The sequence below is a fragment of the Streptomyces fungicidicus genome (assembly GCF_003665435.1).
Lineage (GTDB): Bacteria > Actinomycetota > Actinomycetes > Streptomycetales > Streptomycetaceae > Streptomyces > Streptomyces fungicidicus.
Genome location: NZ_CP023407.1, coordinates 920,401 through 938,163, shown reverse-complemented (window position 1 = coordinate 938,163; position 17,763 = coordinate 920,401). Strand labels below are relative to the sequence as shown.

The window sequence follows — 17,763 nt, the reverse complement described above, 5'->3', positions numbered from 1 at the left end:
GCCGAGTTCCGGGCCGGTTACCGGGGGTTGGCCGCCCGTTGCCGCACCCTCCCCACGGGGGCCGCGCGCACGGAAGAATAGGTTGTGCGGACGACAACCGACGGATGCCGGGACCCGACCTGGCGCGGCGACCCGTGATGGGGGCGGACATGTCCATGCCGAAAGGTTCGAACACACCGGTGCCGGCCACGGCACTGCGGGTGGATGTGGGCTGGCGGTCCGGCCCCGGCGTCCCCGACGCGGACGCCTCCGCCCTCCTGCTGGCCGGCGGGAAGGTCCGCTCCGACGCGGACTTCGTCTTCTACAACCAGCCCGCCCACTCCTCCGGCGCCGTCCGGCACGAGGGCAAGCGCGATGCGGGAGGGAGGGTCACCGACACCCTGCTCGTCGACCTCACGCGCGTCGAGCCCGGCATCGAGACGGTGATCCTCGCCGCCTCCTGCGACGGCGGTGCCTTCGGACAGGTCCCGGACCTGTACGTCGAGGTCAAGGACGCCGCGAACGGCGCCGTCGCCGCGCGCTTCGACAGCGCGGGCGCGACCACGGAGACGGCGTTCGTCCTCGGCGAGTTCTACCGGCGCCAGGGCGCCTGGAAGTTCCGCGCGGTCGGCCAGGGTTACAGCAGCGGACTCGAGGGCCTCGCCACCGACTACGGCATCACCGTCGACGAGCCACAGCGCGCCGCCGCCCCCGTGGCCCCGCCGGTCCCGGCGCCGCACGTCGCGCCCCCGGTGACCGTGCCCCCGCCGCCGGCGGCCCCTCCGGTCGCGCCGCCCCCGCCGTCCGCGCCCCCGGCCCCCGTCCGGCTGACGAAGGTGACGCTCACCAAGGCGGCGCCCTCCGTCTCGCTGACCAAGCAGGGCGGCACCTCGGGCGCCCTGCGCGTCAACCTCAACTGGGAGGTCCGCAAGCAGTTCTCGGGCTGGGCCGGGAAGCTGGGCCGCCCGGTCGCCATGCACTCCGACCTCGACCTGGACCTGTGCGCCCTGTTCGAGCTCACCGACGGCCGCAAGGGCGTCGTCCAGGCCCTCGGCAACGCCTTCGGAGCGCTGCACCAGCCCCCCTTCATCCACCTGGACGGCGACGACCGCACCGGCGCCGTGACGAGCGGCGAGAACCTCACCGTCAACCTCGACCACAAGCACCTCTTCCGGCGCATCCTCATCTTCGTCACCATCTACGAGGGCGCCCGCTCCTTCGCCGACCTGCACGCCACGGTCACCCTCCAGCCGCAGCACGGCGCAGCGGTCGACTTCTCCCTCGACGAGTGCACCGTCCCCTCGACGGTGTGCGCGCTCGCCCTCATCACCAACACCGGCGGCGGCGAGCTGGTCGTCCAGCGCGAGGCCCGCTACCTGGTCCCGGAGCGCGGAGTGAGCCCGCAGCGCACCGTCGACTACGCCTACGGATGGGGCATGAACTGGACGCCCGGCCGCAAGTGAGGGCCGCTCAGCCCTCGTCCGGCAGGACCTCCGGACGCGCGTAGGTGCGGCCCTTCCAGGCCGCACCGCGCCCCCGGTGGTGCCGCACCGCCGAGTCCACCGTCATGAGCAGGTACAGCGACGCGGTGAACGGCAGCAGGGGAGCGAGCCACAGCGGCTGCCCGTAGTGGCGGAGCATCGGGGCGTACGTCCCCGACATCACGAGCCAGGCCGCCGCACCGGACACCGCCGCGGCCGCGTTCCCCGTGACCGCGCCCGCGACCGTCGCGACGGGCGGCACCAGATACACCAGCGCCAGCCCGGCGACCGTACCGGCCAGCAGCACCGGGCTGTGCCGCAGCTGCGCGTACGCGCTGCGCGCCACCATGCTCCACAGATCGCCCAGCCGCGGGTACGGACGCACGCTGTCCACCCGGTCCGCCAGACCCAGCCAGACCCGCCCGCCGCTCCGCTTGACCGCGCGGGCGAGGGCCACGTCGTCGATGACGGCGTGCCGGATGGAGTCCGGGACGCGGGCCCGCTCCGCCGCCTCCGCGCGCAGCAGCACACAGCCGCCCGCCGCGGCTGCCGTCCGGGTCCCGGCCCGCCCGATCCGGCGGAACGGGTACAGCTGCGCGAAGAAGTAGACGAACGCCGGCACGACCAGTCGTTCCCAGCGGCTCTCCGTGCGCAGCCGGGCCATCTGCGACACGAGGTCGAACCCCCCGGTGCAGGCCGCCGCCACCAGCCGACGCAGACTGTCCGGGGCGTGCGCGATGTCGGCGTCCGTCAGCAGCAGGAACTCGGGGTCCCGCGCGCGTGCCGACGCGATGCCGTGCCGCACCGCCCACAGCTTCCCCGTCCAGCCGGCGGGCGGTTCCCCCGGGGAGCCGACGGTGAGCGGCAGTCCGCCGCACCGCCGCGCCAGCTCACGCGCGAGTGCGCCGGTGCCGTCGGCGCTGCCGTCGTCGACCAGGAAGACCTCGGCCCGGCCCGGATAGTCCTGGGCGAGCACCGAGGGCAGGCTCGCGGGCAGCACCGCCGCCTCGTCCCGCGCGGGGATCACGACACACACCGAGGGCCACCGGGCCGGGTCACGGGACGGCGGGAGCCGCACGTCCGTACGCCAGAAGAAGCCCTGGCAGAGCAGTAGCCACAACCAGGCGGCGAGTGATCCGGCGGCACTCCACTCAATGGCGCTCACGTGCCGCAGTCTCCCCCACGGGACGGGCCCGAAGCGGCTCATCGACTATCGTGGCCGGGTGAAGATCGCGCTCATGGACTCCGGAATCGGGCTGCTGGCGGCCACCGCCGCGGTGCGGCGTCTGCGCCCCGACGCCGATCTCGTCCTCTCCCTCGACCCCGACGGCATGCCCTGGGGACCCAGGACCCCGCAGGACCTCACCGAGCGCGCCCTCGCCGTCGCCGAGGCGGCCGCCGCCCACCGCCCCGACGCGCTGATCGTCGGCTGCAACACCGCCACCGTGCATGCCCTCACCGCCCTGCGCGCCCGACTGGAGCCCGGCCTGCCGGTCATCGGCACCGTCCCGGCGATCAAGCCGGCCGCGGCCGGCGGCGGCCCGCTGGCGATCTGGGCCACACCCGCCACCACCGGCAGCCCCTACCAGCGGGACCTGATCGAGGACTTCGCCGGCGGCGTCGCCGTCACGCAGGTGCCGTGCTGGGGGCTCGCCGAGGCGGTGGAGCGGGCCGACGAGACGGCGATCGACGCCGCCGTCGCCGCGGCCGCCGAGCTCACCCCCGACGAGGTGACGACCGTCGTCCTGGGCTGCACCCACTACGAACTGGTCGGCGAACGCATCCGGGCCGCCGTGCAGCGCCCCGGCCGTCCGCCGCTCGCCCTGCACGGCTCCGCCGGAGCGGTGGCCGCGCAGGCCCTGCGCCGTCTCGGCGGACGGCCCGCCCCCCAGGCGCCGCCGAGCGGCACCCTGACGGTGCTGCTGAGCGGGCGCGAGGGCGCCCTCCCCACGGCCGCCCTCACCTACGCGGAGGGCAGGCTGCTCGGCCGGGTCGCCGCCGCCCGGACGGCCCAGTAGCGCTGCGCCACGAGGTACCCGCGGAGCGGATTCTGAGTACGCTCGACCGCATGAGGGACCACCGCCACGGCGAGCATGCCCCGTACCCCGAGGTCTGGACCGGCCGCGCGACCAACCGCTTCCAGTGGCTCCTGGCGCTGATCGGCGCCGCGTGTCTGGCGCTCGGCATCGCGCTGGCCGTCGACTCCGCGTGGACCTCCGGCATCGCGCCGCTGGTCATGGCCGTCGTCGGCTGCATCGCCGCCGGGCTGCTGGTCCTGTTCGGCACCCTCGCCTTCGTGCATGTCGCCCTGCGGGTGGACGAGGACCATCTCGAGGTGCGCTGCGGCCACATCGGAGTGCCCCGCCGCCGCATCCCGCTCTCGCACGTCGTCGGCGCGGAGTTCGCCCCGCTCGTCACTCCGCGGAACTGGGGCGGCTGGGGGTACCGCTGGCGGCCCGAGAGGGGAACGGCGGTCGTGGTGCGCCGCGGCGAGGGCATCATCCTGCGCCTGGGGGACGGCCACACCTTCACGGTCACCGTGGACGACGCGGAAGCGGCGGTGACCGTGATCCGCGACCGGCTCCGCCCCCACCAGCCGGGCGCGACCCACTGACCTCCCCTTCCCGCGAGCGCCTGGCCGCCGTAGCGCGCCGTCGGCGACAAGCTCCACGGAACCGATGCGGCACGCGGTCCCCCGAGGCACCCGCCGTAGACTCCCGGAGTGACCGTCACCGCAACTCCCGTCGGCGAATCGGACCCGATGCCGCCGCAGACCGCGCCCCCGGCGTGGCGCGGCCGCCTCGTGCGCCTCCTCCCGGCCGCCGCAGCCGCGCTCTCGGGCCTGCTGCTCTACGTCAGCTTCCCGCCGCGCACCCTGTGGTGGCTGGCCGTACCCGCCTTCGCCGTCTTCGGCTGGGTGCTGCGCGGCCGGAGCTGGAAGGCGGCACTCGGCCTCGGCTACCTCTTCGGCCTCGGCTTCCTGCTTCCGCTGCTGGTGTGGACCGGTGTGGAGGTGGGCCCCGGCCCGTGGCTCGCCCTCGTGTTGATCGAGGCGGTCTTCGTGGCGCTGGTCGGCGCCGGCATCGCCGCCGTGTCGCGTCTTCCCGGCCGGCCGGTGTGGGCGGCGGCGCTGTGGATCGCCGGGGAGGCGGTACGCGCCCGCGCGCCGTTCAGCGGCTTCCCCTGGGGCAAGGTCGCGTTCGGCCAGGCGGACGGCGTCTTCCTGCCGCTCGCCGCGCTCGGCGGCACCCCCGTGCTCGGCTTCGCCGTCGTGCTGTGCGGCTTCGGGCTGGGCGAGCTGGTGCGGCAGGCTCTGCGGGCCCGCCGCACCGGCGACCTGCGGCGGGGCGCGGCGGTCGTCGCCGTGCTGAGCGTCGCCGTGCCGCCTGCCGCCGCCCTCGCGGCCCGCTCGCTGGTGAGCGACACGGCCGAGAAGGGCACCGTGACCGTCGCCGTCGTCCAGGGCAACGTGCCCCGCCTCGGTCTCGACTTCAACTCCCAGCGGCGCGCCGTACTCGACTACCACGCCCGGGAGACCGAGCGCCTGGCCGCCGAGGTCGCGGCCGGCAGGGCCGAACAGCCCGACATCGTGCTGTGGCCCGAGAACTCCTCCGACATCGACCCGTTCGCCAACGCCGACGCCCGCGCCGTCATCGACAGGGCGGCCAAGGCCGTCGACGCGCCCATCTCGGTCGGCGGCGTGGTCGACCGGGACGGCAGACTCCTCAACGAGCAGATCCTCTGGGACCCGCGGAAGGGCCCCGTGGACACCTACGACAAACGGCAGATCCAGCCGTTCGGCGAGTACCTCCCGCTGCGCTCGCTGGTCGGGGCGATCAACGACGAGTGGACGTCGATGGTCCGCCAGGACTTCAGCCGGGGCGACCGGCCGGGCGTCTTCCGCATGGGCGGAGCCGGGGTCGGCCTGGTCACCTGCTACGAGGCCGCCTTCGACTGGGCGGTGCGCGACACCGTCACCGCCGGCGCCCAGCTGATCTCGGTGCCCAGCAACAACGCCACCTTCGGCCGCAGCGAGATGACCTACCAGCAGCTCGCCATGTCCCGGGTCCGCGCCGTGGAGCACAGCCGCGCCGTCACGGTGCCGGTGACCAGCGGGGTCAGCGCGGTCATCATGCCCGACGGGAAGATCACGCAGAAGACCGGCATGTTCGTCGCGGACTCCCTGGTGCAGGAGGTGCCGCTGCGCTCCTCGCAGACCCCCGCCACCCGCCTCGGCGTCCTCCCGGAGATCGCCCTCGTGCTGGTCGCCGCGGGCGGACTGGGCTGGGCCGTGGCCGCGGGCGTGCGCGGGCGACGCGCCGGTGACGTGCGGTAGTACGCCCGCCGCACACCCCCCGAAGCGGCGGAAAGGCCCCCGACCGGCCGGTTAGGGTCGGGGGCATGGCTACTCCCGACTTCATCCGCACCCTGCGTGCCACCGCCGGTCATCAGCTGCTCTGGCTTCCCGGGGTCACGGCGCTCGTCTTCGACGACGAGGGCAGGGTCCTGCTGAACCGCAGGACCGACACCCGCAAGTGGTCGGTGATCGGCGGCATCCCCGAACCCGGGGAGCAGCCGGCCGCCTGCGCCGTGCGCGAGGTGGAGGAGGAGACCGCGGTGCGCTGCGCCGTCGAGCGGGTGGTACTGGTCCAGGCGCTGGAGCCGGTGACGTACGGCAACGGCGACGTCTGCCAGTACATGGACATCACCTTCCGCTGCCGTGCCCTCGGCGGCGAGGCGCGGGTCAACGACGACGAGTCGCTGGACGTCGGCTGGTTCGCGGTGGACGCGCTGCCGGAGCTGAACGAGTTCGCGCGCTTCCGTATCAAGCAGGCCATGTCGGACTCACCCACATGGTTCGCGCCTACTGAAACCGGCTGAACTGTAGGGCCTGGCCACATGTGGCGACGTGGGGGCGCTGCCTAGGGTCGAAACATGACCGCGCCCCGTGTCCTTCCGGCTCCCCACGCCACCCCGCTCGACCTCGGTGGCCGTACCGCCCTCGTCACCGGCGCCGCCGGCGGCATCGGCCGCGCCTGCGCGCTGCGGCTCGCGGCCGCCGGGGCCAAGGTCAGAGCCGTCGACCGGGACGCCGCGGGTCTGGAGGAGCTCGCCGAGGCGGCCGGGGAGCTCGGGGGCGCCGTCGAGCCGCACGTCCTCGACCTCACCGATCTGGACGCCGCCGAGTCGGCGGCCGCGGGCACCGACGTGCTGGTCAACAACGCCGGACTGCAGCTGGTCCGCCCCATCGAGGAGTTCCCGCCCGACGTCTTCCACACGGTGCTCACCGTGATGCTGGAGGCGCCCTTCCGGCTCATCCGGGGCGCCCTGCCCCATATGTACGGCCAGGGCTGGGGCCGCATCGTCAATGTGTCCTCGGTCCACGGTCTGCGCGCCTCGGCCTACAAATCCGCCTACGTCGCCGCCAAACACGGTCTGGAGGGTCTGTCCAAGACCGCCGCCCTCGAGGGCGCGCCGCACGGTGTCACCTCGAACTGTGTGAACCCCGCCTATGTGCGCACCCCGCTGGTGGAGAAGCAGATCGCCGACCAGGCCCGGGCACACGGGATCCCCGAAGAACGTGTCGTGTCCGAGGTCCTGCTGCAGGACAGCGCCGTGCGGCGGCTCATCGAACCGGAGGAGGTCGCCGAGGCGGTGGCCTATCTGTGCGGCCCGCAGGCGTCCTTCGTGACCGGCACGTCGCTGGTCATGGACGGCGGCTGGACCGCGCACTGAGGCACCGGCCGTCAGCGGCCGGCCGTCGGCCGACAGAGTTTTCCACAGGCCTGACGGGACGGCCGCGGGATGAGGAATCCTGTGAGCATGCCCCGTGATCACCCGCAGTCCGCCGCGCGTCCCCTTTCCGGTGCCGGAGCGCCCGGGCGGCGTCCCGACGCCGCCGCCCCCGCGCCCGGCAGCGCCGAGACGCCGTTCCTGGAGCTGCTCGCCCGGGGCGCCTCCGCCGACGCCTACGAGCAGCCGGTGCTGCTCGCCCGCGCCGAGGGACTGCCCGCCGAGCGGATCGCCGCGCTCCAGCAGGCGAAGGCGCTGGCCCTGCGGGTGCGCGCGGAACTGGAGGGACGCCGCCGCCGGGAGGCCGAGCTGTCCGCCCTCTTCGAGACCGCCCACGACCTCGCCGGACTGCGCGACCTGGACGCCGTGCTCCAGGCGATCGTGCAGCGCGCCCGCTCCCTGCTCGGCACCGACGTCGCCTACCTCAGCCTGAACGACCCGGCCAGGGGCGACACCTACATGCGGGTCACCGAGGGGTCCGTCGCCGCCCGCTTCCAGCAGCTGCGACTCGGCATGGGCGAGGGACTCGGCGGCCTGGTGGCCCAGACCGCGCGCCCCTACGTGACCGACGACTACTTCCGCGACGACCGCTTCCGGCACACCCGCAGCATCGACACCGGCGTGCAGGACGAGGGACTCGTCGCCATCGTCGGGGTGCCCCTGATGCTCGGACACCACGTCATCGGCGTGCTCTTCGCCGCGGACCGGCGGGCCAGGGTCTTCGAGCGGGAGCAGATCGCCCTGCTCGGTTCCTTCGCCGCCCTCGCCGCGGCCGCCATCGACACCGCCAACCTGCTCGCCGAGACCCGTTCGGCCCTCGCCGGGCTGGAGCGGGCGAACGAGATCATCAGGGACCGCAGCGCCGTCATCGAGCGGGCCTCGGACGTCCACGACCGGCTGGCCGAGCTGGTCCTGCGGGGCGGCGGAACGCACGACGTGGCCGCCGCCGTCTCCGAGGTCCTCGACGGCACGGTCGAGTTCACCGAGGCGGCCGCCGCACCCGCCGGCGCCCTGGAGTCCTCGCGCGCGGAGGGCCACGCGGTACGGCACCGCGACGACTGGATCGCCGCCGTGACCGCCGGCGGCGAACTCCTCGGCGCGCTCGTCCTGCGCGGCCACCCCGGCCTCGACCCCGTCGACCAGCGCACGCTGGAACGCGCGGCCATGGTCACCTCACTGCTGCTGCTCGCCCGCCGTTCCGCCGCCGAGGCCGAACACCGGGTGCGCGGAGAACTGCTCGACGACCTGCTCGACGCCCGCGACCCCCGCCTGCTGCGCGACCGCGCGGCCCGGCTGCGCGCCGACCTCGACGCCACCCACGCGGTGCTCGCCGCCCGCCTGGAGGGCGGCGCCGACGACGCCGACCAGGAGGCGGACGCCCGCAGACGGCTGTGGGCCGCCGCCTCCCACCTCGCGGCGACCCGGCAGGGCCTGGCCGCCGCACGCGACGGCGGCGCCGTCCTGCTGCTGCCCCTGGCGCCCGGCGACACCGCCACCGAGCTGGCCCGCCGCACCGCCCGTGACCTGGGGACGGCCGTCCACGAACCGGTCACGGTCGGCGCCTCCGCCCCCGTAGGGCACCTCACCGCCCGCTCCGACACCGTGGCCTCGGCCTACGCGGAGGCCCGGCGCTGTCTCGAGGCCCTGCGGCTCCTCGGCCGTCCGGGTGACGGCTCCGCCGCCGAGGACTTCGGCTTCCTGGGGCTCCTGCTGGCCGGCGAGCGGGACATCGAAGGCTTCGTCGACCGCACCATCGGCCAGGTCGTGGCGTACGACGAACGGCGCGGCACCGAGCTGCTGCGCACCCTCGACGCCTACTTCGCCTGCGGCATGAGCCCCGCCCGCACCAAGGACGAACTGCACGTCCACGTGAACACGGTCGCCCAGCGGCTGGAGCGCGTGGGCCGCCTCCTCGGCGAGGACTGGCAGAGCCCGGCCCGGGCCCTGGAGATCCAGCTCGCCCTGCGCCTGCACCGGCTGTCCGCGGTCACGGCGCGTCCCGCACGGCACTGACCCCGTACGCGGGGCGCGTACGGGGTCCGGTGCGGCGGCGGATCAGACGGTGTGCGCGCCCCGGGCGGCAGGAGACGCGTCGGCCTTGCCGCGCGTCCCGCCCGACGGGGCCACGTCCGCCAGGTCCCGGTGGCGGGTCTCCTTGGCCATCGCCACGGCGACGACCGTCAGCAGGCTCGCCGCGATCACGTACAGGGCGATCGGGGTGGAGCTGCCGTAGTCCGCCAGCAGCGCGGTGGCGATGAGCGGCGCCGGCGCACCCGCCGCGACGGAGGCGAACTGGGCGCCGATGGAGGCACCGGAGTAGCGCATCCGGGTCGCGAACATCTCGGAGAAGAAGGCGGCCTGCGGCGCGTACATCGCCCCGTGCAGCACCAGGCCCACGGTCACCGCCAGCAGCAGGCCGGCGAAACCACCGGTGCCGATCAGCGCGAAGAACGGGAACATCCACAGTCCCACGCCCGCCGCGCCGATCAGGTACACCGGACGCCTGCCGAGCCGGTCCGACAGCGCGCCCCAGGCCGGGATGACGGCGAAGTGGACCGCCGAGGCGATGAGCACCGCGTTGAGAGCGGTCTGCTTCGACACGTCGGCCGACGTGGTGGCGTACACGAGGATGAACGCGGTGATCACGTAGTAGCTGATGTTCTCCGCCATGCGCGCGCCCATCGCCACCAGCACGTCACGCCAGTGGTGCCGCAGGACCGCGACTACCGGCATCCGCTCCGCGTCCGCGTCCGCCTTGCGGGTCTCGGCACGCTCCAGCGCCTGCTGGAAGACCGGCGACTCGTCGACAGAGAGACGAATCCACAAACCGACGATCACCAGGACACCGGAGAGCAGGAACGGGATCCGCCACCCCCAGGAGCCGAAGGCCGAGTCCGACAGCACGGCGGTCAGCAGCGACAGCACCCCGGTCGCCAGCAACTGCCCCGCGGGGGCGCCGGTCTGCGGCCACGAGGCCCAGAAGCCGCGCCGCCGGGCGTCCCCGTGCTCGGACACCAGCAGCACGGCGCCGCCCCACTCGCCGCCCAGCGCGAACCCCTGGACGAGCCGCAGCACGGTCAGCAGTACGGGCGCGGCGCTGCCGATGGTGGCGTGCGTGGGCAGCAACCCGATCGCGAACGTCGCCCCGCCCATCATCAGCAGGCTCAGCACCAGCAGCTTCTTGCGTCCCAGCCGGTCCCCGTAGTGCCCGAAGACCAGGGCGCCGATCGGCCGCGCGGCGAACCCGACGGCGTAGGTGAGGAACGACAGCAGCGTGCCGACGAGCGGATCGGAGTCCGGGAAGAACAGCTTGTTGAAGACGAGCGCGGCGGCGGAACCGTAGAGGAAGAAGTCGTACCACTCGATCGTGGTGCCGATGAGGGACGCGGCGACGATCCGCTTGAGCTTGTTGGGTGCTGGTGGAGCGGTTGCGGGCGACGACATCGGCACCACTTCCTGGCGTGTGACGGGGACGGTTGTGTGTCGCCACACCGTAGGAACGGGCAGGTCGGTGGCGTATGTGGTGGGACACCATAGTTCGCAGCCGAGCTATGCCTCAGCTCCCCATGATGCGGCGCACGGTCCCGGGCGCAGATGTCACCTGACGCATCACCGCTTGCGTGTTTCTGCTCGCGGTGACGCCTTTTTGAACAACTATTGACATGTCTTCGTCGCTCCCGTCAGAGTCGTTGCCGCCAGTGCTGCCCGGTCGTTGATCGAAGGAGCCTCCCCATGCCCGAAATCCCCGCAGTCTCCCGCCGCTTGCTGCTGGGAGGTGCGCTGGCCACCGGGGCGATGGCGGCCGGCGTCGGAGCCGCGCACGCGGCGCCCGCCGATCCCGCCTTGCCGCTTCCGGCCCACTCGCCCCGGCGCGGCAACTCCCAGAAGTCGATGGTCAACGTGCCCTTCGACGTCCACGAGACCGTCCGCGTCGGCCTGATCGGGATCGGCAACCGGGGGTCCGGCATGGGCGAGGGCTGGTCCGCCGTCCCCGGCTGCCGGGTCACCGCGGTCTGCGACATCCGCGCCAACCGCGCCAAGTCCCTGGCCGACCGTCTCGTCGCCGCGGGCAGACCCCGCCCCGCCGAGTACGGCGGCACCGCGGACGCCTACGCGAAGATGCTGCGGCGCGACGACATCGACCTCGTCTACATCGCCACGCCCTGGGAGTTCCACTACGAGCAGGGCAAGGCCGCGCTGGAGGCCGGCAAGCACGTCGTCGTCGAACTGCCCATAGCCACCGAACTCGACGAGCTCTGGGACCTGGTCGACACCTCCGAGCGCACCCGCCGGCATCTGCTCCTCGCGGAGAACTGCTCCTACGGGCGCAACGAGCTGGCGATGCTGAAGATGGCCCACGACGGAATGTTCGGCGACGTCACCAACGGCCACGGCGGCTACCTGCACGACCTGCGGGAACTGCTGTTCTCCGACACGTACTACACCGACTCCTGGCGCCGCCTGTGGCACACCCGCAGCACCGCCTCGTTCTATCCGATGCACGGCCTCGCGCCGATCGCCGCCGCCATGGACATCAACCGCGGCGACCGCATGACCGTGCTGCGGGCCACCGCCACCGAGCCCAAGGGCCTCGCCGACTACCGGGAGCGGTTCATCGACAGGTCCCACCCCTCGTGGAAGGAGACCTATGTCAACGGTGACCTGGTCACCTGTCTGATCGACACCGCGAAGGGCCGCGTCATCAGGGCCGAGCACGACGTCAGTTCGCCCCGGCCGTACAGCAGGATCAACAGCCTGGCCGGCAGCCGCGGCATCTTCGAGGACTACGCGGGAACCTCGTCGACCGGCGGACGGATCTACGTCGAGCCCGACCACGGCGGGCACTCCTGGCGCGACTTCGACGCCTACCGCAAGGAGTTCGACCACTGGCTGTGGAAGAAGATCGGCGACGACGCGGCGAACAACGGCGGCCACGGCGGCATGGACTACGTGCTGCAGTGGCGCACCGTCCAGCTGATGCGGGCCGGTCTCGTCCCCGACATCGACGTCTACGACTCCGCGGCCTGGTGCTCGCCCGTCCCGCTGAGCGTCAAGTCCCTGGCGGCGGGCGGCCGTCCGGTGGCGGTCCCGGACTTCACCCGCGGCTCCTGGGTGAACCTGCGCATGGGCCTGGACTCCCGCGAGTCGAGCATGCCGCCCGTCGCCTGAGCGCGTTCCGCACGACCGACACAAGGAGCAGCAGGTGAAGACGATCCGCCTGATCAACCCCCTCAGAGCCATGGCGGTCGCGGCGGCCATGGCGCTCGCCGCCGTGCCCGCCGCCACCGCCACCGCCGCCGAGCCCCCGCCCGGGCCCGCGGCCGCACGGACCGAGGTGTCGATCTCCTCCGTCGACCTGGACGGCCCGGCCATCTCCACGGTGAAGGTGACCGTGAAGAACGCCGGACCCCGGAAGATGCGGTCGGTGAAGGTGTCGTTCGCGGGGCCGGCCGGCTGGGCGGTCCAGCCGTCCGTCGCCGGAGTCTCCGGAGCCTTCGCCCAAGGAGCGTCGGCCACCGCGGAGTTCCGCATCCAGGTCCCCGAGAGGCGGAGCGGTTTCACGCTGCGCACCTTCACCGCCACGGCCACCTACGCCGGCGGTGACGGCGCGGGTACGGCGACCGCCACCCGTACCCAGACGTCCGGCGACCCGCTCCCGGACCTCGCGGCCGCCTACAACAACGTGGGTGTCACCGACGAGAACAACACCAAGCCGGGCGACTACGACGGAGGGGGCAACAGCTTCTCCGCGCAGAAGCTGGCCGCCGCCGGGCTGAAGCCGGGCGGCCGGGTCGAGGCGTTGGGCGCCGAGCTGACCTGGCCGGCGGCGGCCCCCGGCACCAAGGGCAACGTCTCCAGCGCGGGCCAGGCGATCGCCCTGAGCGGCAAGGGCGGCAAGCTGGTCCTCCTCGGCTCCGGCGTCACCAGCGGAGCCACCGGCACGGCCACCGTCCACTACACCGACGGCACCAGCACCCGGGGCTCGTTCGGCTTCCCCAACTGGTCCTTCGATCCGGCCGACGCCCACGGCGCGACGCTGGTGGCCTCCGCCGACGGCCGCAACCGGCAGGACGGGTACGGGAACGCGGGCATCGCCTACCGGATCTTCGCCCACTCCGTCCCGCTGGACCCGGCGAAGCAGGTCGAGTTCGTGGTGCTCCCCTCCAACGGCAACGTCCACATCTTCGACATGGCCATCGCCCCCTGACCGCACGGGGCCGCGCGCACGCCGACGGCCCGCCGCACCTCGCGGCGGGCCGTCGGCGTGTCCGTCCGGCCGGTGAACGGGGCGGGTCACACGGCGTGGACCTTGATCCCCGCTTCCGTGAGCCTGGCCGCCATCTCGGACGGCAGCGCGGAGTCGGTCACCAGGACGTCGACGCGGTCCAGTCCGCAGATCCTCGCGAAGGCGCGCCGGCCCATCTTCGACGCGTCGGTGACCACGATCACGCGGCGCGCCCGCTCGGCGAACAGACGGCTGATGCTGGCCTCGTCCTCCTGGTGGGTCATCAGGCCCAACCGCGGGTCGACGCCGTCGACCCCGAGCACGGCGACGTCGAGCACGACCTCGTTCAGCACCCCCACGGTGAGCGGGCCCACGAGTTCGTACGTCTGGGGACGGGCCACCCCGCCGGTGACCACGATCTTCACCTGGGGGCGTACCGCCAGCTCACCGGCGATGTTGAGCGCGTTGGTGACCACCGTGAACATGGGCGCCGACGCCTCTGCCGCCTCCCGCCTTCCCCGGCCGGTGGAACCGCCTCCCGCCCGCAGTCCCAGGGCCCGGGCCACCTCGGTCGTCGTGGTGCCGCCGTTGAGGCCCACCACGTCGCCGTCGGCGATCATCTCCGCCACGGCCGTCGCGATGCGCTGCTTCTCGGAGGCGTGGCGGGAGGTCTTGTAGCGCAGCGGAAGCTCGTAGGAGACCCCGTGCGCGACCGCTCCGCCGCGGGTGCGGACGAGCATCTGCTGTTCGGCGAGTTCGTCCAGGTCGCGGCGGATGGTCGCCGGCGACACGTCGAGCGCGACGGCCGCGTCGTCGACGTCGACCCTGCCCTCGCCGGCCAGCAGTTCCAGCAGCTTGTTCCACCGCTCGTGCTTGGACATGTCGTCGGACTCCCTCGGACCTCGGTACGGCGTTCCCGACGCCACCGTAAGGGACACGAGGTCGGGCGGCTCCGTCCCGCAACGTTCGGGTAACGGCCTCTGGACCTGGGCTTCGCTTCTGCTGAATACTGCGCGACACGACTGATGCTCGTAGCTGCTTGAAAAGCGCAAAGTTTGAGCAAGTTCATGCATTTCATGCGGAGACAAGGCGGTAGACGGCAGTGAAGAAGAGAATGCTCGTCCTCTCGGCGGCCTGCGCGGCCGGTGCCCTGGTGCTCACGGCGTGCGGTGGCGGCGGCACCGGTGAGTCCGCGGACGGCACCGTGACGCTGAAGCTCGTGGCCGCCGACTACGGGGACAAGGCGTCCAACAGCTCCACCCTCTACTGGAAGGACGTGGCCGGGCGCTTCGAGGCCGCCAACCCGAAGATCAAGGTCGACGTCCAGGTCATCAACTGGAACGACATCGACTCGCAGGTCAAGACGATGGTCCAGAGCGGCAACATGCCGGACGTCCTGCAGACCGGCGGCTACGCCGACAAGGTCGCCGACGACCTCCTCTACAAGGCCGAGGAGGTGCTGTCCCCGGCGACCCGCGACAACCTCGTCGACTCCTTCGCCAAGGCCGGCGAGGTGGACGGCGTCCAGTACGGCATCCCCTTCGTCTCCTCCGCGCGCGCCCTGTTCTACAACAAGAAGGTCTTCGCCGACGCCGGAATCACCGAGCCGCCGAAGACCTGGGACGACGTCAGGTCGGCCGCCGAGCGCATCAAGGCGAAGACCCCCGGCATCGCGCCCTACGCGCTGCCGCTCGGCCCCGAGGAGGCCCAGGGCGAGAGCCTGATCTGGGAACTCGGCAACGGCGGCGGCTACACCGACGCCAAGGGGCGGTACACCCTCGACAGCAAGGCCAACATCGAGACCTTCACCTGGCTGCGGGACAACCTGGTCGAGCCCGGTCTCACCTACGGCAACCCCGCCGCCACCGACCGCAGGACGGCCTTCGCCGACTTCGCCGCGGGCAAGGCCGGGATGCTCAACGGACACCCGTCGCTGATCCAGATGTCCAAGGACGGCAAGGTCGACTACGGCATCGCGCCCATCCCCGGCAAGGACGGCGCACTCGACTCCACCCTCGGCGTGGCCGACTGGATGATGGCCTTCAAGGACCGGGGCAACCAGGAGGAGATCAGGAAGTTCCTCGACTTCGCGTACGCCAAGGAGAACACGCTGAAGTTCGACGAGCTGTACAACCTGATGCCCGTCACCGAGGACACGCTGCAGGAGATGACCTCCAGCGGCAGGCACAAGGACCTCGAGCCGTTCTTCGAGCTGCTGCCCAAGGCGGCCTTCTACCCGCTCGGCGACACGACCTGGGACGCGGTCTCCGCCGAGATCAAGAAGAGCGGCGGAACCGCCGTCGGCGACGACCCGGCCAAGGTGCTCGGCGACCTGCAGAGGAAGGCCGAACAGGCCGTCGCCGACCGGTAGAAGGCACCCGAGGAACCGACACACGGAAGGCACCCCCGTGTCCACCAACGTCACGCCCGGCGGCCGACGGCCGCCCCGCACGGGCCGGAGCGGCGCCCACCGCCGCGGCCTCGGCCGGCTCGGACCCCTGCCCTGGATCGGCCCCGCCGTCCTGCTCATCGTGTTCGTCGTGCTCTGGCCCGTCTACGAGATGGTCCGCACCTCGTTCCTGAAGATCAGCGTCAGCGGCTTCGTCCGGGGCTGGGCGGGCCCCGACAAGTACCGCAAGCTGTTCGACGAACCGGGCCTCGGCTCGGTGATCACCGCCACCGTCGTGTGGACCGTCGGCGTGGTCGCGCTGACCATGGTGCTCTCGCTGGCCCTGGCCCAGCTCTTCAACCAGCGCTTCCCCGGCCGCCGGGTGACCCGGTGGGCACTCATCGCGCCCTGGGCGGCGTCCGTGCTGATGACCGCCATCGGCTTCAAATGGATGCTCGACCGGACCGCCGGCGTGCTCAACACCCTGATGACCGACCTCGGCGTGATCGATCAGCCCCAGGACTGGCTCGGCGACCCCGCGACCGCCTGGCCCTGGATGATGTTCGTCGCGGTCTTCGTCTCCCTGCCCTTCACCACGTACACCCTGCTCGCCGGCCTGCAGACCGTTCCCGGCGAGGTGTACGAGGCGGCGCGGGTCGACGGCGCCGGCGCCTGGCAGACCTACCGCCGCATCACGCTGCCGCTGCTGCGGCCGGCCTTCCTCGTCGGCGTCGTCATCAACCTGATCAACGTCTTCAACTCGTTCCCCGTCATCTGGGGCATGACCCGGGGCGGCCCGGACAGCGACACCGCGACCACCACGGTGTTCATGTACCAGCTCAAGAACTCCGACATCGGCGAGTCCGCGGCCATGTCCGTCGTCAACTTCGCCCTGGTCGTGGTGATGGTCGCCGCCTTCCTCAAAGTCAGCGGCTGGAACAAGGAGGAGGCGTGATGGCCCAGCAGACGATCCGTCCCGCCCCCGGCGCCCCGAAGACGCCGCCGGCCCCCGGCGGCGGCCGGCGGAACGGTCCCCGGCCCCGGCGCGCGCCGCGCCCCCGCACGGTCCTCGTCACCGCCGTCGCCTGGCTGATCGCCGCGGTCTTCCTGCTGCCGTACGCGCAGATGGTGATCACCGCGCTCCGCCCGGCCGGTGAACTGCGCGACGCCACCTACCTCCCGGGGGAGTTCGCCTGGTCCAACTTCATCGACGTCTGGCGGGAGTCGCACCTCGGCGACAACCTGCGGGTCACCCTGCTGGTGGCCGGCGGCTCCACTCTGCTGGTCCTGCTCGTCGCCATCCCCGCCGCCTACTACACGGCCCGCGTCAGATTCCGCGGCCGCAAGCTGTTCCTGCTGCTCGTCCTGGTCACCCAGATGTTCCAGCCCACCTCCCTGCTGGTCGGCCTCTACCGCGAGTTCTACCAATTGGGCATGCTCAACTCGGTGTGGACCCTCGTGCTGTGCAACGCCGCGTTCAACCTGGCGTTCGCGATCTGGATCCTCACCGCCTACTTCTCGGCCATACCCGAGGAGTTGGAGGAGGCGGCCATGATCGACGGACTGAGCCGCGGCCGCGCGCTGCTCCGGGTGACGCTGCCGCTCGCCATGCCGGGCGTCGTCACCGCGGTGATCTTCACCTTCATCGCCGCGTGGAACGAGTTCGTCATGGGCCTGACCCTGTCCACCGTTCCGGAGAGCCAGCCCCTGACGGTCGGCATCAACAGCTTCATCGGCAACTACACCGTCCAGTGGAACTACCTGTTCGCCGCGTCCGTGATCGCGATCGTGCCCGTCGTGGTGCTCTTCGCCTTCATCGAACGCCACGTGGTGTCCGGGCTCACCGCCGGCTCGGTGAAGTAGACCGGCCCGCCCGCCGCCTCCGCCCCCCTCTG

General features: G+C 72.4%; 15 protein-coding genes. 12 read left to right on the top strand and 3 right to left on the bottom strand.

Features of this window, described 5'->3' with window-relative positions; translation table 11 throughout:
* The first annotated feature begins 155 nt into the window (after window positions 1-155).
* On the top strand, window positions 156-1,442 hold the full coding sequence (locus CNQ36_RS04070) for a TerD family protein (protein ID WP_121548362.1): 1,287 nt from the start codon (window positions 156-158) through the stop codon (window positions 1,440-1,442).
* 7 nt (window positions 1,443-1,449) lie between these two features.
* Here the strand turns inward: CNQ36_RS04070 and CNQ36_RS04065 are convergent, their stop codons facing one another.
* Window positions 1,450-2,667, bottom strand: a complete 1,218-nt coding sequence (locus CNQ36_RS04065; RefSeq protein WP_206278420.1) for a glycosyltransferase — start codon at window positions 2,665-2,667, stop codon at window positions 1,450-1,452.
* A 16-nt stretch (window positions 2,668-2,683) separates the two neighbouring features.
* On the opposite strand from CNQ36_RS04065, the gene CNQ36_RS04060 reads away from it, so the two are divergent.
* The 6 genes from CNQ36_RS04060 (at window position 2,684) to CNQ36_RS04035 (ending at window position 9,266) form a co-directional block, all read left to right on the top strand.
* On the top strand, window positions 2,684-3,478 hold the full coding sequence (locus CNQ36_RS04060) for a glutamate racemase (RefSeq protein ID WP_163013194.1): 795 nt from the start codon (window positions 2,684-2,686) through the stop codon (window positions 3,476-3,478).
* Between the two features lie 50 nt (window positions 3,479-3,528).
* Window positions 3,529-4,074: a hypothetical protein gene (locus tag CNQ36_RS04055; protein WP_121544962.1), complete on the top strand. Its 546-nt coding sequence runs from the start codon at window positions 3,529-3,531 to the stop codon at window positions 4,072-4,074.
* Window positions 4,075-4,182: 108 nt separating this feature from the next.
* Entirely contained in the window at window positions 4,183-5,796 is a 1,614-nt protein-coding gene (gene lnt, locus CNQ36_RS04050) for an apolipoprotein N-acyltransferase (protein WP_121544961.1), read from the top strand.
* A gap of 65 nt (window positions 5,797-5,861) precedes the next feature.
* Window positions 5,862-6,341 carry an NUDIX hydrolase gene (locus CNQ36_RS04045; protein WP_004934886.1) on the top strand — a complete coding sequence of 160 codons (480 nt, stop codon included), beginning with the start codon at window positions 5,862-5,864 and terminating at the stop codon, window positions 6,339-6,341.
* A gap of 54 nt (window positions 6,342-6,395) precedes the next feature.
* On the top strand, window positions 6,396-7,196 hold the full coding sequence (locus CNQ36_RS04040) for a 3-hydroxybutyrate dehydrogenase (protein ID WP_004934889.1): 801 nt from the start codon (window positions 6,396-6,398) through the stop codon (window positions 7,194-7,196).
* An 87-nt stretch (window positions 7,197-7,283) separates the two neighbouring features.
* Window positions 7,284-9,266 (top strand): helix-turn-helix domain-containing protein, encoded by a 1,983-nt coding sequence (locus tag CNQ36_RS04035; RefSeq protein WP_121544960.1) that lies wholly within the window; start codon window positions 7,284-7,286, stop codon window positions 9,264-9,266.
* 42 nt (window positions 9,267-9,308) lie between these two features.
* On the opposite strand, the gene CNQ36_RS04030 is transcribed toward CNQ36_RS04035, so the two are convergent.
* Complete coding sequence (locus CNQ36_RS04030) at window positions 9,309-10,697, bottom strand: MFS transporter (protein ID WP_163013193.1); 1,389 nt, start codon at window positions 10,695-10,697, stop codon at window positions 9,309-9,311.
* Between the two features lie 288 nt (window positions 10,698-10,985).
* Here CNQ36_RS04030 and CNQ36_RS04025 point away from each other — a divergent pair, with 288 nt between their 5' ends.
* Complete coding sequence (locus CNQ36_RS04025; protein ID WP_121544958.1) at window positions 10,986-12,422, top strand: Gfo/Idh/MocA family protein; 1,437 nt, start codon at window positions 10,986-10,988, stop codon at window positions 12,420-12,422.
* A 70-nt stretch (window positions 12,423-12,492) separates the two neighbouring features.
* The gene (locus CNQ36_RS04020; protein ID WP_121548360.1) at window positions 12,493-13,461 is read left to right on the top strand and encodes an NEW3 domain-containing protein; all 969 of its coding nucleotides are present in this window, start codon (window positions 12,493-12,495) and stop codon (window positions 13,459-13,461) included.
* An 86-nt stretch (window positions 13,462-13,547) separates the two neighbouring features.
* Here CNQ36_RS04020 and CNQ36_RS04015 read toward each other — a convergent pair whose 3' ends face one another.
* Window positions 13,548-14,360, bottom strand: a complete 813-nt coding sequence (locus tag CNQ36_RS04015; protein WP_121544957.1) for a DeoR/GlpR family DNA-binding transcription regulator — start codon at window positions 14,358-14,360, stop codon at window positions 13,548-13,550.
* Window positions 14,361-14,581: 221 nt separating this feature from the next.
* On the opposite strand from CNQ36_RS04015, the gene CNQ36_RS04010 reads away from it, so the two are divergent.
* Genes CNQ36_RS04010 through CNQ36_RS04000 form a run of 3 tightly spaced genes read left to right on the top strand, consistent with a single transcriptional unit; the run spans window position 14,582 to window position 17,731 of the window.
* Window positions 14,582-15,850 carry an extracellular solute-binding protein gene (locus CNQ36_RS04010; protein WP_458379760.1) on the top strand — a complete coding sequence of 423 codons (1,269 nt, stop codon included), beginning with the start codon at window positions 14,582-14,584 and terminating at the stop codon, window positions 15,848-15,850.
* A gap of 37 nt (window positions 15,851-15,887) precedes the next feature.
* Entirely contained in the window at window positions 15,888-16,823 is a 936-nt protein-coding gene (locus tag CNQ36_RS04005; RefSeq protein ID WP_121544955.1) for a carbohydrate ABC transporter permease, read from the top strand.
* Window positions 16,823-17,731 (top strand): carbohydrate ABC transporter permease, encoded by a 909-nt coding sequence (locus CNQ36_RS04000; RefSeq protein WP_206278417.1) that lies wholly within the window; start codon window positions 16,823-16,825, stop codon window positions 17,729-17,731. Before CNQ36_RS04005 ends, CNQ36_RS04000 begins: the two co-directional genes overlap by 1 nt.
* The last annotated feature ends 32 nt before the right edge of the window (window positions 17,732-17,763 follow it).